At 56.7% G+C, this 16,552-nt stretch carries 16 protein-coding genes and 1 riboswitch; of the genes, 11 read left to right on the forward strand and 5 right to left on the reverse strand.

Annotated elements, in window-relative coordinates:
- Window positions 1-26 precede the first annotated feature (26 nt).
- Entirely contained in the window at window positions 27-284 is a 258-nt protein-coding gene (locus PT964_RS09170) for a MerR family transcriptional regulator (RefSeq protein WP_274363054.1), read from the reverse strand.
- 449 nt (window positions 285-733) lie between these two features.
- Here PT964_RS09170 and PT964_RS09175 point away from each other — a divergent pair, with 449 nt between their 5' ends.
- From PT964_RS09175 to PT964_RS09185, 3 genes are all read left to right on the forward strand, one after another.
- Window positions 734-1,576, forward strand: coding sequence for an alpha/beta fold hydrolase (locus tag PT964_RS09175; protein WP_274363055.1), 843 nt, complete (start codon window positions 734-736; stop codon window positions 1,574-1,576).
- Window positions 1,577-1,625: 49 nt separating this feature from the next.
- Window positions 1,626-3,164: a glutamine-hydrolyzing GMP synthase gene (gene guaA, locus PT964_RS09180; protein WP_274363056.1), complete on the forward strand. Its 1,539-nt coding sequence runs from the start codon at window positions 1,626-1,628 to the stop codon at window positions 3,162-3,164.
- A gap of 220 nt (window positions 3,165-3,384) precedes the next feature.
- The gene (locus PT964_RS09185; RefSeq protein WP_274363057.1) at window positions 3,385-4,773 is read left to right on the forward strand and encodes an NCS2 family permease; all 1,389 of its coding nucleotides are present in this window, start codon (window positions 3,385-3,387) and stop codon (window positions 4,771-4,773) included.
- 380 nt (window positions 4,774-5,153) lie between these two features.
- Here PT964_RS09185 and PT964_RS09190 read toward each other — a convergent pair whose 3' ends face one another.
- The 4 genes from PT964_RS09190 to PT964_RS09205 all read right to left on the reverse strand — a co-directional run bounded on the left by PT964_RS09190 (window position 5,154) and on the right by PT964_RS09205 (window position 7,393).
- Window positions 5,154-5,969 (reverse strand): ABC transporter permease, encoded by an 816-nt coding sequence (locus PT964_RS09190; protein ID WP_274363058.1) that lies wholly within the window; start codon window positions 5,967-5,969, stop codon window positions 5,154-5,156.
- A gap of 44 nt (window positions 5,970-6,013) precedes the next feature.
- The gene (locus PT964_RS09195; RefSeq protein WP_274363059.1) at window positions 6,014-6,289 is read right to left on the reverse strand and encodes an ABC transporter permease; all 276 of its coding nucleotides are present in this window, start codon (window positions 6,287-6,289) and stop codon (window positions 6,014-6,016) included.
- 16 nt (window positions 6,290-6,305) lie between these two features.
- The gene (locus PT964_RS09200; RefSeq protein WP_274363060.1) at window positions 6,306-7,022 is read right to left on the reverse strand and encodes an ABC transporter ATP-binding protein; all 717 of its coding nucleotides are present in this window, start codon (window positions 7,020-7,022) and stop codon (window positions 6,306-6,308) included.
- Between the two features lie 107 nt (window positions 7,023-7,129).
- Window positions 7,130-7,393 (reverse strand): hypothetical protein, encoded by a 264-nt coding sequence (locus PT964_RS09205; protein ID WP_274363061.1) that lies wholly within the window; start codon window positions 7,391-7,393, stop codon window positions 7,130-7,132.
- 66 nt (window positions 7,394-7,459) lie between these two features.
- A riboswitch (cyclic di-GMP riboswitch) is annotated at window positions 7,460-7,546 on the reverse strand.
- A 294-nt stretch (window positions 7,547-7,840) separates the two neighbouring features.
- Here PT964_RS09205 and purE point away from each other — a divergent pair.
- The 8 genes from purE to purF are packed head-to-tail and all read left to right on the forward strand — an operon-like array spanning window position 7,841 to window position 16,488.
- Window positions 7,841-8,305: a 5-(carboxyamino)imidazole ribonucleotide mutase gene (gene purE, locus PT964_RS09210; RefSeq protein WP_274363088.1), complete on the forward strand. Its 465-nt coding sequence runs from the start codon at window positions 7,841-7,843 to the stop codon at window positions 8,303-8,305.
- Window positions 8,306-8,325: 20 nt separating this feature from the next.
- Window positions 8,326-9,537 (forward strand): 5-(carboxyamino)imidazole ribonucleotide synthase, encoded by a 1,212-nt coding sequence (gene purK, locus PT964_RS09215; protein WP_274363062.1) that lies wholly within the window; start codon window positions 8,326-8,328, stop codon window positions 9,535-9,537.
- A gap of 1 nt (window position 9,538) precedes the next feature.
- Entirely contained in the window at window positions 9,539-10,834 is a 1,296-nt protein-coding gene (purB, locus tag PT964_RS09220; protein WP_274363063.1) for an adenylosuccinate lyase, read from the forward strand.
- A 17-nt stretch (window positions 10,835-10,851) separates the two neighbouring features.
- The gene (locus tag PT964_RS09225) at window positions 10,852-11,754 is read left to right on the forward strand and encodes a phosphoribosylaminoimidazolesuccinocarboxamide synthase (protein WP_425262691.1); all 903 of its coding nucleotides are present in this window, start codon (window positions 10,852-10,854) and stop codon (window positions 11,752-11,754) included.
- A gap of 39 nt (window positions 11,755-11,793) precedes the next feature.
- Window positions 11,794-12,039: a phosphoribosylformylglycinamidine synthase subunit PurS gene (gene purS, locus PT964_RS09230; RefSeq protein WP_274363064.1), complete on the forward strand. Its 246-nt coding sequence runs from the start codon at window positions 11,794-11,796 to the stop codon at window positions 12,037-12,039.
- 21 nt (window positions 12,040-12,060) lie between these two features.
- Window positions 12,061-12,762, forward strand: a complete 702-nt coding sequence (gene purQ, locus PT964_RS09235; protein WP_274363090.1) for a phosphoribosylformylglycinamidine synthase subunit PurQ — start codon at window positions 12,061-12,063, stop codon at window positions 12,760-12,762.
- Window positions 12,734-14,992 (forward strand): phosphoribosylformylglycinamidine synthase subunit PurL, encoded by a 2,259-nt coding sequence (gene purL, locus PT964_RS09240; protein ID WP_274363065.1) that lies wholly within the window; start codon window positions 12,734-12,736, stop codon window positions 14,990-14,992. Before purQ ends, purL begins: the two co-directional genes overlap by 29 nt.
- A complete protein-coding gene (gene purF, locus PT964_RS09245) occupies window positions 14,959-16,488 on the forward strand; it encodes an amidophosphoribosyltransferase (protein WP_274363066.1) in 1,530 nt (509 codons plus the stop codon). Before purL ends, purF begins: the two co-directional genes overlap by 34 nt.
- Window positions 16,489-16,552: the final 64 nt, after the last annotated feature.

A 16,552-nucleotide genomic window follows, 5' to 3' on the forward strand; every position in this document is an offset into this window, starting at 1 on the left:
CGGCGCTTAGGATAGCCTTATGTGTTTCATACGGATTTCGTTTGAACCCGCAGTCTTTTCGCTTCCATTTTTTTAATCTCGTAGGTTTGAAGTCCGTCTTCGATTTGGTTGGCGATGTCAATTAACTTCTCGACGTCTGCGAACGAATATTTCCTCGTTCCGCCCTTGGAACGTTCCGGAAAAATCAGCTTACGCTCCTCGTAATACCTGATTTTTCTGACGGATAAACCTGTTATTTCGCTGACCAAGCCGATTGAAATCACTTTTCTGTCCCGATATGACATAAGCTGTTCAACCTCCGTTTTTTAGAACACGAGTCGGCAACGGCGGGCGCCTTACGACATACGTTGTTCATGCTGGCATGTTAGGTATTAACCATCGATGCGATCATTTTATCACACCATATTCCGAAATGGTATAAATCGTGTCATGGAATATAACATAGAGCTAAAAATAGTGCTAACCACGATAAAATGTGTCAACTAACCTAACAAAAGTTATGCCGTCAGCGGCTTTTTTAGTGTAATCTTACCCCATAGCGGTAAACGATCGACAGTCAATGGCTGTTGATTCGCACCGCCGTCGTTTCTTCAAATCCGTGCGCCGCAAGCGCATCGGATGCTTGCTCTCACTCCCCGCATTGGGTCCCGTTCATTCGGGGCCTATTTTTTTTGTTGCGGATATTTTTGTGTCATACTAAAAGAAAAGCTGTGCATTGGAGGCGATAAAGAAGATGAGTGTAAAAACGTTAGCATCGGACGGAAAAGGCGAGTTTGAAGTGTATGATTCCGGAACCGGGGATACGATATTGTTTTTGCACGGTTTTCCTTTACATAAGGAAATGTGGGAGCCGCAGCTGAAGCGGCTCGAACAAAGCTGCCGCGTCGTCGCTCCCGATTTGCGCGGGTTCGGAGGTTCGAAAGAGACGGCGCCGCCTGCGGGTGCGGGCGGACTTCCGAAGCCGGTTACGATGGCGCAGTACGCCGATGATGCGGCGGACATTATGAATCGGTTGGGGATCGAAAAGGCGGTGATCGCCGGGTTTTCCATGGGGGGCTACATTGCGTTCGAGTTTGTCCGCCGCTACCCCGATAAAGTATTGGGGCTGGTGCTTGTTGACACGAAAGCGGGTGCGGACGGAGAGGAAGCGAAAGCAGGGCGCAGGGCGACGGCCGAAGCGGCGATGAAGCAAGGGCCCGAGGCGGTGGCGCAGTCGATGCTGATGAAGCTGCTCTCCCCGGCGACGCCGGAAGCGAACCCGGAGCTCGTGAAGCGCGTAGAACGGATGATGCTGTCGGCGTCGCGCGAAGGGATCGCTTCGGCCGCTTTAGGCATGGCCGAGCGCGCCGATTCGACGGGCATGCTGCCGCAGGTTGGCGTTCCCGCACTCATTATCGTCGGAGAGGACGACGCCATCACCCCGCCGGAGACGGCTAAAGCGATGGCGGAGGCGATTCCCGGCGCCCGGTTGAGAACGGTTGCCGGCGGCGGACATTTGGCGAATTTGGAACAACCGGACGAAGTAAACCGAATTTTGCTGGAGTGGCTGCCGAAAGTTATTGAGATTAGCCTCTAATTTCGATATTATAGTCACTATTAAGTTTTGGGGGGCTTGTACGAACGTTATGGATGCACCGAATGAGCTTGTCGTCGTGCTTGATTTCGGCGGTCAATACAACCAATTGATCGCCCGCCGGATCCGTGATCTCGGCGTTTACAGCGAGCTGCTGCCGTTTAATACCAGCAGCGATCGAATTCGCGAACTGTCGCCGAAGGGCATTATTTTCTCCGGGGGACCGGCCAGCGTTTACGAAGAAAATTCGCCGTTTGTCGATCCGGAAATTTATGAGCTGGGCATTCCGATTCTCGGGATCTGCTACGGGATGCAGCTGATGAGCCACCAGCTCAAGGGCAAGGTGGAGCGCGCCGGCAAACGGGAATACGGAAAGGCGACCGTCCGTTTTCAGCCAGAGTGCCGCTTGATTGCCGGGCTTGAGCCGGAGCAGCAAGTATGGATGAGCCATACCGATTTGGTTACGGAGCTGCCTGAGGGCTTTCAGGTGGACGCGAGCACCGAGCATGCGCCGGTAGCGGCTATGAGCCACCGGGAACGAAACCTGTTTGCGGTGCAGTTCCACCCTGAAGTTCGCCACAGCACCTACGGCAATGAAATAATTAAAAATTTCCTTTATGAAGTGTGCGGCTGCGAAGGCACATGGAGCATGACGACGTTCATTGAAGATACGATCCGCGACATTCGCGAGCAAGTGGGCGACCGCAAGGTGCTGTGCGCGCTAAGCGGCGGCGTAGATTCCTCCGTTGTCGCCGTGCTCATTCATAAAGCGATCGGCGACCGTCTCACCTGCATGTTCATCGATCACGGCCTGCTCCGCAAAGGGGAAGCCGAAAGCGTAATGGAAACCTTCTCCGGGAAATTCGATATGAACGTAGTGAAGATCGACGCCCGCGAACGTTTCCTCGGAAAGCTGGCAGGCGTCGAAGATCCGGAGAAGAAGCGGAAAATTATCGGCAACGAATTTATTTACGTGTTCCAAGAAGAGTCGTCCAAATTCGACGATTTCGACTTTTTGGCGCAAGGGACGCTTTACACCGATATTGTGGAGAGCGGAACGGCTACCGCGCAAACGATCAAATCTCACCATAACGTCGGCGGTTTGCCGGAGGATATGAAGTTTAAGCTGGTTGAGCCGCTTAAGGCTTTGTTTAAGGACGAAGTGCGCAAGGTCGGGGAAGAGTGCGGGCTTCCGGCCGAAATCGTATGGCGGCAGCCGTTCCCGGGACCGGGGCTTGCGATTCGCGTGCTCGGAGAGGTGACCGAAGAAAAGCTGACGATTGTCAGAGAGTCCGACGCCATTCTTCGCGAGGAAATTGCCCGGGCAGGTCTTGACCGCGAAATTTGGCAGTACTTTACCGCTTTGCCGAACATGAAGAGCGTGGGCGTCATGGGAGACGCGCGCACTTACTCCTACACGGTCGGCATTCGGGCGGTAACGTCCATCGACGGGATGACCGCCGATTGGGCGCGTATTCCGTACGAGGTTTTGGAGATAATATCTACCAGGATCGTAAACGAAGTGGAAAATGTAAACCGCGTCGTCTACGACATTACCTCCAAACCGCCCGCTACAATCGAATGGGAATAACAACTATGTACAAGGGCGCTCTTCGGAGCGCTTTTCTTTTGCCGCCGCGCAACCTTTACCGAGTTAAAATCCGAACGAAATATGGTTATGCGATTTAAACGTTCGGATTTTTGTTGACAACATGAATTATAAGCCATACAATAAAGCCGAAATGCCGGACCGAAAGCCCTATATTGGCCGGTGCCGGACAACGAAAATAGATTAGGGGAGACAAAACGCGATGGATCAATTGTTTCGGTTGCGTGAGCGCGGAACGAATGTAAGAACGGAAATTATCGCAGGCTTGACTACTTTTATGACGATGGCCTACATCCTGTTCGTCAACCAGATTTTCTTAGGCCCGGGCGGTGCCGGCATTCCGGCGGACGCCGTATTTTTCGCAACGGCTGTCGGCGCGGGAATCGTCACCATTGCCATGGGCTTGTTCGTCAATGTGCCGATTGCACTCGCTCCGGGCATGGGACTCAACGCTTACTTCATGACCGTCGTGCTCAGCTCCGGCGGAGCCATTACATGGCAGGCCGCTTTGGGCGCCGTATTTATTTCCGGTATTATTTTCATCATCCTGACCGTTACGAAAGTTCGGCAAATTCTTCTGACGGCCGTACCGAAAAGCATCAAGGTCGCCATCACGGTCGGGATCGGGCTGTTCATTACGATCATCGGCTTCAAGCTGAGCAACTTGGTTGCGATCTCCGTTAACCCGGGTGTGGACGCAACGGTTCCGATTCCGGGCTCGTCCTTCAATCTGATGCTCGGCTCCATTAATCCGAGCACGCATCCGGACACATTCCTTGCATTGCTTGGACTGCTCATTATCGGTATTTTAATGGCGCTTCGCGTTCGCGGCGCGCTGCTGATCGGCATCGTAGCGACGACGATCATCGGCGGACTTCCGTTCCTCGGCTTGAACGTCGTCGATTTCGGCGCCCTCGGTAAAGCAAACTGGATTCCTTCGTTCGAGAACTTGGCTGTCGGGCAACTGGACATTATGGGTGCGCTCGGCGTAGGTATCATTGAAATCATCTTCGTGTTTACGTTCGTTGAGCTGTTCGATACATTCGGAACGATGGTCGGCACGGCAAGCAAAGCGGGCATCGACGTCAACAAGCCGGAAGGCCAAAAGACGGTCGGACGCGCAATGCTCGTCGACGCTGCGGGCGTCAGCACCGGCGCACTGCTTGGGACAAGCACGATTACGGCGTACATCGAGAGCGCTGCGGGCGTCTCCGAAGGCGGCCGGACAGGCTTGACGGCCGTAACGACCGGCGTCATGTTCATCCTCTCGCTGCTCATTCTTCCGCTGGCCGGCATCGTACCGTCCGCGGCGACGGCTCCGGCATTGATCATTGTCGGCGTGCTTATGATGGGCTCCGTTCGCGAAATCGAGTGGGACGATTTCGCTCAGGCGCTTCCGGCGTTCTTGACGATCGTGATGATGCCGTTTACCGGCAGCATCGCCAACGGTATATCGATGGGGATCATCTCCTACGTAGTGATCGGCGGCATCGTCAACCTGTTCTCGTCCCGCAAAGTGCCGATTCACTGGCTCATGTGGGTGCTCGCCATCCTGTGCGTCATCCGTTACGGTTTCTTGGGCGGAGAATAATAAACGTAAATCGTCGAACCGGCGGCCTGAATGGGCTGCCGGTTTTTTATGTGCTTGGCAGTTGCCGCTTATATGTCCGCTAAAATGGGCTAGTTTACCCGAATCGCGAGCCGATCGAGGATGTCGGTATGAGGTGCGATCCGCGCTCCTTTTTACCGCTATCCCATCGGCTCAGTGTAGTGGACTCTCTAGGCTCGGGGAAGGCCGGTATCCTGCGGCGGTCGGGAAGCTATTGCATTGCATTTTGCTGAGTGAAGGGGATAGCGGTAATAAGGGGGATCGGAAGAGGTGAGGACCCGCGTCGCGTCGAACCTCATTCGGGCCGACGGTTTTTAGCGTTACATCGGACCCGGCGAATGTATCGGAACGGAGGCGAGCCGTCAACGCAAGCTGAAAACGGCACACCACAATCCAAGCAGGAGTATGCCCGGCAGCGCGGTCAGCAGCAGCGCTTTGATCGTCGCATCGTATATCGCACCCGTATTTTTTATATAAATTTGTACGAAGGTGGAGCGAGAGGCTTCCGTCATAATGCCGTAAAGCCAATAAACGAGAAGCAAGCTTGCGAATACGAAAATGACCCACTTCAACCATACGACCGGCGCGGCAAAAATTCCTCCAAAACCGACAGCGAGCAGCTGCAGGTACAGCATCCGGAGAGAGCCTCTGCGCAGCACCGTCTTAATCATTAGCTCGCTAAGCGCGGAGGACGGAGTGCGGTCGGCAAATAACGGCTGAGACTTCCGAAAAAATACCGGCTGTTTTTTGGCATGTCGCTTATTCGCGGCAACGCCCCGAAGCAGAAGCGCCGCAATTCGCAGCCTCGCTTCGCGCTCTTCCTCGGCATCGTAATAAAACATCCCGCGCTCGTTCAGTCTGCGCCGCGCGAGCAATGCCGCAGCCCCCGCGGCGGTCAGAAGCAATGCTTCCCGAAGGCCGGGAAGGAGAAAGAGCGTCCACCAAAACAGGAGACCGCCGAGCAAAAATGACGCCGACCGCACGAACGTTCCTTTCCAGCCACGGAGCTTCGAACGCAGCAGAGAGCTGGCGACGGCTTGGAGATTTCCTGTAAGGAAAGCCGAACATCCCCAGTACAGCACTGTCGCAGGCGAAAGCCGGTACGCATACAGCAATAGGGGGAGCGACGCCAGCAAAAACAAGATGACGCGCACGCCGGTTCCCGCAAAAGAATACAAAAGCCCGAGCCGTCTCATTCCGTTGAAAAGTCCGGCATGCTGGGTTAAAAAGAGGATGCCGCCTGCCTTACGAAAAGCCGGATTTGTCCGGAAGCGGCGACAACGTATAACAACAACGCGGCCGCAGCAACGGGTACGCCGCCGATCCAATTCGGGGCGCCGGCCCACCAGGAGCTGTACTGGACCGCAAACAAAACAGCCGCCGGAACGATAAAGTAAATCGCGATCACCCAGTCTACGGCCATCCGGATCGACCGCCACTGAAAGCTCCAGGCTTCGCGAAGACGATTACGAAATAAAGGTAAGACATTGGTTTTCATAGGATCGGCACGCTCCTTACGTCAAGGCGTCGAAGCAATCGAGCAGCGAGGCGTCCGGCATGCCGGCCAAAGTCCGGATTTGCCGCAAATCGCCGCTTGCCTTGGCGGTGCCTTCGTTCACGAGCAGGAACGTGCTGCAAATTTTCTCTGCAGTATCCAGCACATGAGTGGACATAATAATACCGGCCCCTCTGGAGCGTTCCTCGGCAAGCAGCGCAAGCAGCTGCTTCGTGGCGCGAGGGTCCAGGCCGATGAACGGCTCGTCCACAATATATAAGTCCGGCTGCTGCATGAACGCCAAAACAAGCATCAGCTTCTGCTGCATGCCCTTGGAGAAGCTGCCGGGAAGGTGGTGGCGCACGTCGCCAAGCCGGAACAGGGACAGCAAGCGTTCCGCGCGTTCCAGCGCCATGCCGCTCTCGCTCTGGGAAGGCATAACGGAAGCGGCGAACGTGACATGCTCCCACAGCGTCAAATCTTCATAAAGAATCGGGTGCTCGGGAACGTAAGCGTATGTTTGCTTCGGTCCGTGAAACCGAACGCTCCCGTCGACGTGCTTCAATAGCCCCATAATGGCTTTGATGGTGGTGCTTTTCCCGGCTCCGTTCGGGCCGATTAAGCCGAGCATTTCGCCGGAGCTTACTTCGAAGCGGATGCCGCGCACCGCCGGCTCGCCGGCTTCGTATCCGACGCTTTGAAGGTCGGCTGTTAAGATCAACTGGTGTGTGTTCATTGCTGTACCTCTTTAATTTCTCTTATTTGTATATACATACGTTTGGAGCGTTGACAAGGTGGCAGTGTGAAAAAGCAAGAGACTTACCCGAATACGGATAAGTCTCGTTATTTGCGGAATTCCCCGCAGTCCAGACACGTATCGATGCTTACGAGTCTGGATTCTCGAAGCGCGGCCAGCTTGACGCAGGTGATCGGCACGTCCGTATCCGGGTCAGAGGAAATCATGGTGCAGTAGGCGCAGGAGCCGATCAGCTCGCACGCGATGCGACGGATGGTCTTTTTCATTTCGTCGCTGTCCTCGGACAGCCATTTGTCGGGAATGTCATCGTACTCGGGACAATTCGTTCGATTCATATTGCCGGCCCGCACAGACTCCACCTCATCTTCGGCTTTCCGAAGAAGGACGTCCTCGCCACACGCACGGAACGAAACGTGAAGGGCAGCCAGGCGATCGTAGCTTGTTTAAGCCGTAGACCCATAGCTTTGCGTCCTTTCCTTTCGGAAAGTTTGCCGATTTCCTTATTGCACAATAAATTGTTAATTTAATACAAAATCAACATTTTATATCGTACCACAAGATTGAGAAAGCGTCATCATTTATTTCGATGATTTGAAATACGAACTTTATTTGAATAAGTAGTGTTAATGTTCGCCTTTTCGTTGACACTCCATGTCAGTATTGATAAACTCTTAGTAGAAAGAAACGAAAAAATGAATGATGCAAGATGTCCGATAGCCATAGAAACGCTCGGACTTTTATTCTATTAGGTGAAGAGAGGATGAATTTCCTTGTCCACGCCGATTGTCGGAGTCATCATGGGAAGCCGTTCGGATTGGGAAACGATGAAGCTGGCTTGCGGCATTCTCGAAGAGCTGCAAGTTCCGTACGAGAAAAAAATCGTCTCTGCGCACCGCACGCCGGACGCCATGTTCGATTATGCGGAGACGGCAAAGAGCCGCGGTTTGAAAGTCATTATCGCGGGGGCCGGCGGCGCTGCGCATTTGCCGGGTATGGTGGCGGCCAAGACGGAGCTGCCGGTCATCGGCGTTCCGGTAAAGTCGGCGGCGCTGAACGGGCTCGATTCGCTGCTGTCCATTGTGCAGATGCCGGGAGGGATCCCGGTCGCTACCGTAGCGATCGGTACGGCCGGCGCAACGAATGCGGGATTGCTGGCGGCGCAAATGATCGGGGCGTTTGACGAGAGCGTCGCGGCGAAGCTGCGGGACCGCCGGGAGCGAATCCGGGCGGAAGTTGAAGCAAACAGCGATAACTTCGAGTAGAGCGGAGAATAATAACCCCTATGGAAAATCATAACACTCCCATTACAACGCAAGTTGCCGAAGCGGAAAAGACGAACATTAAGCCGATTTTGCCGGGAGCAACGATCGGCATTCTCGGCGGCGGTCAGCTGGGCCGCATGATCGCACTCGCCGGACGAAATATGGGATACCGGTTTGCGGTGCTAGATCCGACTCCGGACTCGCCGTGCGGACAAGCGGCCGACCGTCAAATTACGGCGGGCTACGCCGATGAGGCTGCAGCCAGAGAGCTGGCATCGCTATCCGATGTCATTACGTACGAATTCGAGAATGTGAATGCCGGCGTAGCCGCCGTGCTGGAGCGTGAATCCTTCGTGCCGCAGGGCAGCGCGCTGCTTCGCACGACGCAGCACCGCCTCCGCGAGAAGCAAGCGATTGAGGCGGCAGGAGCGATCGTTGCGCCGTACCGGGAAGTGCTCGATCTGCCTGATCTTCGCCGCAGCATCGCGGAGCTCGGACTGCCATGCGTATTAAAAACTTCCACCGGCGGCTACGACGGGAAGGGGCAGCGCGTTATCCGCCGGGCGGAGGAAGCCGCCGATGCGTTCGCGGCGCTTGGGGGAGGCGGCGTGGAGCTGATCCTTGAAGGCTTCGTCGATTTTCAAATGGAAATATCGGTGGTCGCCGCCCGCAGCGTGGACGGCACCGTATCGGCGTTCCCGCCGGCGGAAAATGTGCACGTAAACGGCATTCTTCATACGTCTGCGGTGCCCGCCCGCATCGGCGAGGAGCTGGCGCGGGAAGCTTGCGCGCTTGCGGCGAAGATCGCGGAAAGCTTGAACGTTGCCGGACTCATCGCAGTAGAGATGTTTGTCGGCAAGGACGGTACGCTGTACGTCAACGAGCTGGCGCCGAGGCCTCACAACTCGGGCCACTACACGATGGACGCGTGCACCGTTTCGCAGTTCGAGCAGCACATTCGCGCGATTTGCGGCTTGCCTTTGACGGAGCCGCGGCTGCTGACGCCTGTGGTTATGGTCAACGTGCTCGGCGAGCACGTGGAGCCGCTGCTCCGCTGGCTGGAAAGCGGAGGAGAACGCCGTTTGCCGGAGGGTGTGACGGCGAAGCTGCATTTATACGGCAAGGCGGAAGCGAAGCCGGGACGCAAGATGGGTCACGTCAATTTATTGACGAACGATATAGAGAAGGCGCTCCGTTGGGTGGAGACGTGCGGAATATGGAGGGAGAGCTAACATGATCGAGCGTTACACAAGGCCGGAGATGGCTGCGATTTGGACCGAGGAAAACAAATTCAAAGCTTGGCTGGAAGTCGAGCTCACGGCGTGCGAGGCTTGGAGCGAGCTTGGCGTCATTCCGAAGGAGGACGTAAAGGCGCTTCGGGAGAAAGCGAGCTTTCAAATCGAACGCATCTACGAAATCGAGCAGGAGACGCGCCACGACGTAATCGCGTTCACTCGCGCGGTATCGGAGACTGTCGGGCCGGAGCGCAAATGGGTGCACTACGGTCTTACGTCCACCGATGTCGTCGATACGGCGCTCGGCTATTTGCTGCTGCAAGCGAACCGGATTCTCGAGAAGGATATCGTTCGGTTCATCGACATTCTCGGCGACCAAGCGGTCCGCTATAAAGACACCGTCATGATGGGCCGTACGCACGGCGTTCATGCGGAGCCGACGACGTTCGGTCTCAAGCTCGCGCTTTATTATGAAGAAATGAAACGAAACCTCGATCGGTTCCGTCATGCCGCGAACAGCGTGCAATTCGGCAAAATCAGCGGAGCGGTAGGCACTTACGCCAATATCGATCCGTTCGTCGAGGAATACGTGTGCAAGCAGCTCGGCATTTCGCCGGCGCCGATTTCGACGCAGACGCTGCAGCGCGACCGCCACGCGGAATATGTTGCGACACTCGCGCTCATCGCCACGTCGCTCGACAAATTCGCTACGGAAATCCGTGCACTGCAGAAGTCCGAAATCCGCGAAGTGGAAGAGGCGTTCGCCAAGGGTCAGAAAGGCTCCTCCGCGATGCCGCACAAGCGCAACCCGATCGGCTGCGAAAACATCAGCGGCCTCGCGCGAGTCATCCGCGGCCACATGGTGTCCGCTTACGAGAACGTGCCGCTATGGCATGAGCGCGACATTTCGCATTCGTCCGTCGAACGGATCATCCTCCCGGATGCGACGCAGCTGCTCAACTATATGCTGAACCGTCTCGGGAACATCTTCAAAAACTTGACCGTATTCCCGGAAAATATGAAGCGCAATATGGAGCGCACGTACGGCGTGCCGTTCTCGGGACGCGTCCTGACGAAGCTGATCGACAAAGGCTGGAGCCGCGAAAAGGCGTACGACACCGTACAGCCGAGAGCGATGCAAGCGTGGGAGGAGCAGCGCCAGTTCCGCTCCATTATCGAAAGCACGCCGGAAATTACCGAGGCGCTTACGCCGGAGGAAATCGCCGACTGCTTCGATCCGAGCTGGCACTTGAAGCATGTGGATACGATTTTCCGCCGCTTGGGATTAGGTTAATGGAGGCGAAACCGAAAATGACGAAGGACATGCTGCCTGAAGCGCTGCCGACGGCCGCTCCGTACGTGGATGCGCCGCTCGTGTATAAGGGGAAGGTTCGCGAGCTGTACGATATTGGGGAGCATTTTCTCATTGTGGTGACCGACCGTATTTCCGCCTTCGATTATATATTGAAGCCCGCCGTGCCGGATAAAGGAAACATTCTGAACCGGCTTAGCGTTCATTGGTTCCAGGAGACGAGAAACATTGTCGGGAACCATATGGTGCACGCGGACGCCGACAAGCTCGGCGCCTTCGTCACCGACAAGGAGCGGCTGAAGGACCGCATCATGGTCACCCGCAAAGCGCGGCGCATCGATATCGAGTGCGTCGTTCGGGGGTATTTGACCGGAGGCGGCTGGAGGCAGTACGAGAAGACCGGGCAGGTCAACGGGATTCCGCTTCCGGAAGGAACGCGGAAAAACGCAAAGCTGCCGAAGCCGATCTTCACGCCGGCGGCCAAGAACGACGTCGGGCACGACGAGGATATTTCGTTCGAGGAGATGCAGCGCGTCATCGGCGCGGATTTGGCGGAGCGGCTGCGCGATGCAAGTTTGCAATTATATGTATTTGCTCATGAAAAGTTGATGGAACGCGGGATCATTTTGGCCGATTGCAAGTTCGAGTTCGGTTTGATCGACGGGGAGCTCATCCTGATCGACGAACTGTTTACCCCCGATTCGTCCCGATTCTGGGCGAAGGAAAATTATGCGCTCGACATTGAGATCGACTCGATGGATAAAGAGCCGGTTCGGACCTATTTGGCGCAGTCGGACTGGGACAAAAACAGCGAGCCGGACCCTCTGCCGCAGCGCGTAGTGGAAGAGACGACCCGGCGTTACCGTGAAATATACAGACGCATTACGGGAGAAAGCCGATAATCGATACCAATTCGAGAGTTCGAGAGGAGCAAGCAAGCGATGAAAGCGACCGTTTACGTAACCGTAAAGCAAAATGTTCTCGATCCCCAAGGAAAAACCGTTCAAGGAGCCTTGCATTCGATGGGCTTCGACGAAGTCGGGGAAGTGCGCATCGGCAAATATATGGAGCTTACGCTGAACACGAACGACAAAGCTGCGGCGGAGGAGCGCATCCGCGCGATGTGCGAGAAGCTGCTGGCCAACACCGTAATCGAAGACTACCGCTTCGAATTGAAGGGGGAATAACCGTTGACCGAACAACGTCAGATGCAGGCGGCCGTCATTGTGTTCCCCGGCTCCAACTGCGATATTGACTGCTGCAAAGCGGTGGAGCAAACGATTCGCCAGCCGGTGGACTACGTATGGCATACGGCGACCGATTTGTCGAAATACGACTTGATTTTGCTGCCGGGCGGTTTTTCCTACGGCGATTACTTGCGGACGGGCGCGATTGCGCGGTTTGCTCCGGTGATGGAGGAAGTGCGGAAGGCCGCGGAAGAAGGCAAGTACGTGCTCGGGATTTGCAACGGATTTCAAATTTTGCTCGAGTCCGGCTTGCTGCCGGGGGCGATGCTCCGAAACAACTCGCTCAAGTTTCGCTGCTCGCAATCGACGCTGCGGGTGGAGCGCGCGGATACGGCGTTCACGTCTCAGTATGCTGTCGGTGAGAAAATTTCGATTCCGATCGCGCACGGGGAAGGCAACTATTATTGCGACGAAGAGACTTTGAAGAGGCTTGAAGCGAACGGGCAAATCGTATTCCGGTACGACGGCTGGAACCCGAACGGCTCGGTGGCCGATATCGCGGGCATTATGAATGAGCGCGGGAACGTGCTGGGGATGATGCCGCATCCGGAGCGGGCGGTCGATTTGCTGCTCGGCTCGGAGGACGGCAAGCGGATGTTTACGTCAGTTTTCGAAGCATGGAGGGAACGCGCATATGGCAGCACAGCAGCAGCTCGCAGCTAATCTGGCGAAGGAGCCGACGGCGGAGCAAATCCGCGACCAAAAGCTTTATAAGCAGATGGGCATGTCCGACGAAGAGTACGAGAAGGTTGTCGGCCATCTCGGACGTCTCCCGAATTACACGGAAACCGGTGTGTTCAGCGTCATGTGGTCTGAGCACTGTTCTTATAAAAATTCCAAAGTAGTGCTGCGCAGATTCCCGACAACGGGCGAACGCGTATTGATGGGACCCGGCGAAGGTGCGGGCATCGTGGACATCGGCGACAATCAGGCGGTCGTGTTCAAAATCGAATCGCACAACCACCCGTCGGCGATCGAGCCGTACCAAGGCGCAGCGACGGGCGTCGGCGGCATTATTCGCGATATTTTTTCGATGGGCGCGCGTCCGGTCGCTTTATTGAACTCGCTGCGATTCGGCCGCTTGGAAAACGAACGCGTACGCTATTTGTTCGAGCATGTCGTATCGGGCATTGCCGGCTACGGCAACTGTATCGGCATTCCGACGGTCGGCGGCGAAATTATGTTCGACGAGTCGTATGAGGGCAATCCGCTAGTGAATGCGATGTGCGTCGGATTGATCGAGCACGACCAAATTCAGCGGGGCGTGGCGCAAGGCGTCGGCAACCCGGTGTTTTACGTCGGACCGGCCACGGGCCGGGACGGCATTCACGGCGCGACGTTCGCGTCGGAGGAGCTGACGGCGGAGTCCGAGGCGAAGCGGCCGGCCGTGCAGGTAGGCGATCCGTTCATGGAGAAGCTTGTCATGGAAGCGTGCCTCGAGGTGATCGAGCGCGGCTTGGTGCTCGGCATTCAAGACATGGGAGCGGCGGGGCTTACGTGCTCCAGCGCCGAGATGGCGAGCAAGGCGGGCAACGGCATGGACCTGTACTTGGATAAAGTGCCGCAGCGCGAGAGCGGCATGACGCCGTACGAAATGATGCTGTCCGAATCCCAGGAGCGCATGCTGTTCGTGACGACGCCGGACAAGGAGGAAGCGGTCAAGGAAGTGTTCCACCGCTGGGGCTTGTTCTGCGAAATCGTCGGCAAGGTGACGGACACCGGGCGTTTGACTTTATACCATAACGGGGCTATTGCTGCCGATATGCCGGTGCGAGCACTGGTGGACGACGTTCCGCAGTATCATAAGCCTTCTCGTGTACCTGAATATTATGTGGCCGGCGCGTCGGTGGATACTTCGGCGTACCCGGAAGCGACAGATATCGAAGGCGCATTGTTAAAAGTGCTCGGATCCCCGACGGTTGCGTCCAAAGAGTGGGTGTACCACCAATATGACTATATGGTGCGGACGGCAACGGCGGTTGCGCCGGGATCGGATGCCGCTGTTGTGCGGGTTGACGGCACGCGCAAGGCGCTGGCGATGACGACCGACTGCAACGGACGGTTCGTCTATCTCGATCCGGAGGTCGGCGGCGCGATTGCCGTTGCGGAAGCGGCGCGCAATATCGTTTGCTCCGGCGCTCAGCCGCTGGCGATTACGGACAACCTGAATTTCGGTTCTCCGGAGAAGCCGGAAATTTTCTGGCAGCTGGAGAAGGCGGTCGACGGCATGGCGGAAGCTTGCCGAGTGCTGGACACTCCGGTCATCGGCGGGAACGTTTCTTTATATAACGAAAACGCGCGCGGCGCGATTTACCCGACGCCTGTCGTCGGCATGGTCGGCCTCGTGAGCGATATCGATCATATTACGACGCAAAGCTTTAAGAATGAAGGCGACGTGATTTTCTTGCTCGGGAAGACGTATGCCGAGCTTGGCGGCAGCGAGTTCCAGCTTGCGGTGCACGGCGTGACGGAAGGCCGTCCGCCGCGGTTGGACCTTGAGGTGGAGCAGAAGCTGCTGAAAACGGCGCTGGCGGCGATTCGCGGCGGCTTAGTCGTTTCCGCTCACGACTTGTCCGAAGGCGGACTGGCTGCGGCCTTGGCGGAAAGCTGCTTTGCGAATGAGCTTGGCGCCGATGTGGATGTAGCTACGGATTTGCGTGCGGATATCGCTTTGTTCAGCGAGTCGCAGTCCCGGTTGCTGCTGACTTGTAAGCCGGAGAAGGCGGACGCGTTGAAAATGATGCTCGTCGACAGCGGCATTCCGGTGTCGGTCATCGGCAAAGTCGGCGGCGATCGGTTGACGGTTCGCGTGAACGGCTCGGTTGTGCTCGATACGGCGGTTGAAACTCTCGAGAAAACATGGAAGGACGCGATCCCGTGTCTCATGAAATAATACCGCAGCTGTGGACGGGAGAGTATTTCAATGAAGGTGCGGACGACCGCGAATGGTTCGACAAGCTCCGCGAGGAGTGCGGCGTGTTCGGCGTTTGGGGCCATTCCGAGGCGTCGTCTTTAGCTTTTTACGGGCTACACGCGCTGCAGCACCGCGGCCAGGAAAGCGCGGGCATCGTAACGTCCGACGGGGGCGAATTCCATTACCATCGCGGGATGGGATTGGTCAAAGAGGTGTTCGACAGCTCGCGTCTTGGCGAGATGGCCGGTGCCGGCGGGATCGGGCATGTCCGCTATTCGACGTCCGGCGAGAGCAAGCTGGCGAACGCGCAGCCGTTCGTCTTCAAATACCGCGGCGGAGATTTGGCGGTGGCGACGAACGGAAACATCGTCAACGCGCCGGACATCCGGCGCGAGCTCGAAGCGGCCGGCTCGATTTTTCAGACGACGAGCGATACCGAGGTCGTCGCGCATTTAATCGCGCGGTCGAAGCAGCCGACGTTCCTCGATGCGGTGAAGGAAGCGTTGAATCGGCTGAACGGGGCGTATGCGTTCCTGCTGATGACGAACGATCAGCTGATCGCCGCGAGAGACCCGAACGGCTTGCGTCCGTTCGTGATGGGCCGTCTCGGCGATGCGTGGCTGTTCGCTTCGGAGACGTGCGCCTTCGATATAGTCGGCGCGGAATACGTGCGAGATGTGGAGCAGGGAGAACTGGTCGTGCTTGATCAAGGCGGCATGCGGACCGAACGGTTTGCGCCGCCGGGGGCGCGGCGGGCGATCTGCGCGATGGAATATATTTATTTTGCGCGGCCGGACAGCGACGTCGACGAAGTCAACGTGCACGCGGCCCGCAAGCGTATGGGTAAGCGGCTCGCCATGGAGGCGTTCGTCGACGCGGATATCATTACCGGCGTACCGGATTCGAGCATATCGGCAGCGATCGGCTTTGCCGAGCAGACGGGCATCCCGTACGAGCTCGGCTTGATCAAAAACCGATACACCGGCCGGACGTTCATTCAGCCTTCGCAGGAATTGCGCGAGCAAGGGGTGCGGATGAAGCTGTCGGCCGTTCGCAAGGTGGTTGAAGGCAAGCGCGTCGTCATGATCGACGACTCGATCGTACGGGGGACGACGTCCCGCCGGATCGTCAATTTGCTCCGCGAAGCGGGAGCGGTCGAGGTGCATGTGCGGATTACGTCGCCGCCGTTTGCGAATCCGTGCTTTTACGGGATCGATACTCCTTCTCGGAAGGAGCTGATCGCTTCCTCGAAATCGGTGGAGGAAATTCGCGAGGCGATCAATGCGGATTCGTTGTATTTTCTCAGCCAGGACGGCCTTCTGGATTCGATCGGACGGCCGAACGGGGAGCTGAACTTGAGCCGCGGATTTTGCACCGCATGCTTCGATAACAAGTACCCGACGTTCGAGGGTGCGGACGCGGATACGGTTGCGGCTCTGACCGGGCTGACGCCGGGCTGCGGCGATTCGGAGTAACGGGTTTTCAAGTTCGAGATTTTCCCCCCCATCGCTGGAGCGGGAAACTTTACGGATAAGAGTG

It is taken from the genome of Paenibacillus thermotolerans (genome assembly GCF_028745515.1).
Taxonomy (GTDB): domain Bacteria; phylum Bacillota; class Bacilli; order Paenibacillales; family YIM-B00363; genus Paenibacillus_AE; species Paenibacillus_AE thermotolerans.

What these genes read in the sequence shown, in the direction of transcription:
- PT964_RS09170 (WP_274363054.1), bottom strand. Translation starts at nt 284, where the DNA reads ATGTCATATCGGGACAGAAAAGTGATTTCAATCGGCTTGGTCAGCGAA.
- PT964_RS09175 (WP_274363055.1), top strand. Translation starts at nt 734, where the DNA reads ATGAGTGTAAAAACGTTAGCATCGGACGGAAAAGGCGAGTTTGAAGTG.
- guaA (WP_274363056.1), top strand. Translation starts at nt 1,626, where the DNA reads ATGGATGCACCGAATGAGCTTGTCGTCGTGCTTGATTTCGGCGGTCAA.
- PT964_RS09185 (WP_274363057.1), top strand. Translation starts at nt 3,385, where the DNA reads ATGGATCAATTGTTTCGGTTGCGTGAGCGCGGAACGAATGTAAGAACG.
- PT964_RS09195 (WP_274363059.1), bottom strand. Translation starts at nt 6,289, where the DNA reads ATGAAAACCAATGTCTTACCTTTATTTCGTAATCGTCTTCGCGAAGCC.
- PT964_RS09200 (WP_274363060.1), bottom strand. Translation starts at nt 7,022, where the DNA reads ATGAACACACACCAGTTGATCTTAACAGCCGACCTTCAAAGCGTCGGA.
- purE (WP_274363088.1), top strand. Translation starts at nt 7,841, where the DNA reads ATGGGAAGCCGTTCGGATTGGGAAACGATGAAGCTGGCTTGCGGCATT.
- purK (WP_274363062.1), top strand. Translation starts at nt 8,326, where the DNA reads ATGGAAAATCATAACACTCCCATTACAACGCAAGTTGCCGAAGCGGAA.
- purB (WP_274363063.1), top strand. Translation starts at nt 9,539, where the DNA reads ATGATCGAGCGTTACACAAGGCCGGAGATGGCTGCGATTTGGACCGAG.
- PT964_RS09225 (WP_425262691.1), top strand. Translation starts at nt 10,852, where the DNA reads ATGACGAAGGACATGCTGCCTGAAGCGCTGCCGACGGCCGCTCCGTAC.
- purS (WP_274363064.1), top strand. Translation starts at nt 11,794, where the DNA reads ATGAAAGCGACCGTTTACGTAACCGTAAAGCAAAATGTTCTCGATCCC.
- purQ (WP_274363090.1), top strand. Translation starts at nt 12,061, where the DNA reads ATGCAGGCGGCCGTCATTGTGTTCCCCGGCTCCAACTGCGATATTGAC.
- purL (WP_274363065.1), top strand. Translation starts at nt 12,734, where the DNA reads ATGGCAGCACAGCAGCAGCTCGCAGCTAATCTGGCGAAGGAGCCGACG.
- purF (WP_274363066.1), top strand. Translation starts at nt 14,959, where the DNA reads ATGGAAGGACGCGATCCCGTGTCTCATGAAATAATACCGCAGCTGTGG.